This window comes from Pseudoalteromonas sp. SR43-7 (genome assembly GCF_014163785.1).
Taxonomy (GTDB): domain Bacteria; phylum Pseudomonadota; class Gammaproteobacteria; order Enterobacterales; family Alteromonadaceae; genus Pseudoalteromonas; species Pseudoalteromonas distincta.
Genome location: NZ_JACJDY010000052.1, coordinates 1 through 1,247, shown reverse-complemented (window position 1 = coordinate 1,247; position 1,247 = coordinate 1). Strand labels below are relative to the sequence as shown.

The window sequence follows — 1,247 nt, the reverse complement described above, 5'->3', positions numbered from 1 at the left end:
GCCAAGCAAGTCATAAAGCTATGTAAGAGACGTATTACACAAAGCTATATAGAAAAAAGTTTAAAAAACTTTATTTTGAATTACGAAAAAGAGGCCGCTGGATAAAATGGGGATCCCTCAGCCCTAGCGGTACGTTTATTTTTAAGCTTTAACCCGCCAATTAATAGCAGTGGCCCTATAAACATAGCAAGGCCATACACGCCACTGGTAACTGCGTATTCTGGTTTATTTAAAAAGCTAATAGCGATTAAAATAGCTAACGATGCATTTTGAATTCCAACCTCAATTGAAAGCGTCAGCGAATCAGTTAAATTTAATTTTGAACACTTAGCAATTAACCAACCAACAACCATTGAACCAATATTAAGCGCTATGCACGCCCAAAATACATCGTTTAATGAGCTAACTAATAAATCGCGCTCTTTTATTACTAGTGCGGCAATCATCATAAGCATAAAAAACAACGAGAAGCGTCTAAAAAACGGCTCTGCTTTAATGGCAACATCACTTTTAAAGTGACGCAACCAAATGCCTATAGCAACTGGCACTAAGGTAATAAAAAATAGCCCTAATGAAGTAGTTAAAATAGAAAAAGTAGCATCGTCTGCTGGGGCAAACTGACTCACAGCAAAGCCAATAATAAACGGTGTGGTTATTATACTAATTGCAGTAGAGGCAGCTGTTAAACTTACCGAAAGTGCTAAATTAGCTTTAACAAGCTGACTTACTACATTTGACATAGTACCGCCGGGGCAAGCAGCTAATATCATTAATCCAATAGCGATAGGCGTTGGTAGGTTAAGTAAATAACACAGCCCTAATGCTAATAAAGGCATCGCTACAAGTTGGCCTATTAAACCCATGACAATGCCAAGCGGGCTTTTAAATAGACGAGTAAAATCGGTTGTTGTGAGCCCAAGACCCATACCAAACATAATAAGTGCAAGAGCGAGCGGAAGTATTACTTCGGTTAATATAGATGCATTCAAATTAGACAGCCTCGTTTGTTATTGTTTTTAATTGGAGTGTTAATTTTTAAGTTAACTGTATGCCAATTCGCTTAATTAAGTGATCTATTTTGAGGATGGAAAAACGTGTTGATAGCTAGGCAAAAAATTCGCGATTTAGTTGTTCTCGGCAATTGCTCCTGCATTGCTCTACCTTCTGCATCCATGCAGTCGTAAATGAGAATTTTTTAACACAGGTAGCGACACGTTTAGCCCCGCAAAATGATTAAGTATTATTGC

At 37.8% G+C, this 1,247-nt stretch carries 1 protein-coding gene; it reads right to left on the bottom strand.

The features are described from left to right. Nucleotides 1-80 precede the first annotated feature (80 nt). Nucleotides 81-989: a bile acid:sodium symporter family protein gene (locus tag H5087_RS19970; RefSeq protein WP_182673143.1), complete on the bottom strand. Its 909-nt coding sequence runs from the start codon at nt 987-989 to the stop codon at nt 81-83. Nucleotides 990-1,247: the final 258 nt, after the last annotated feature.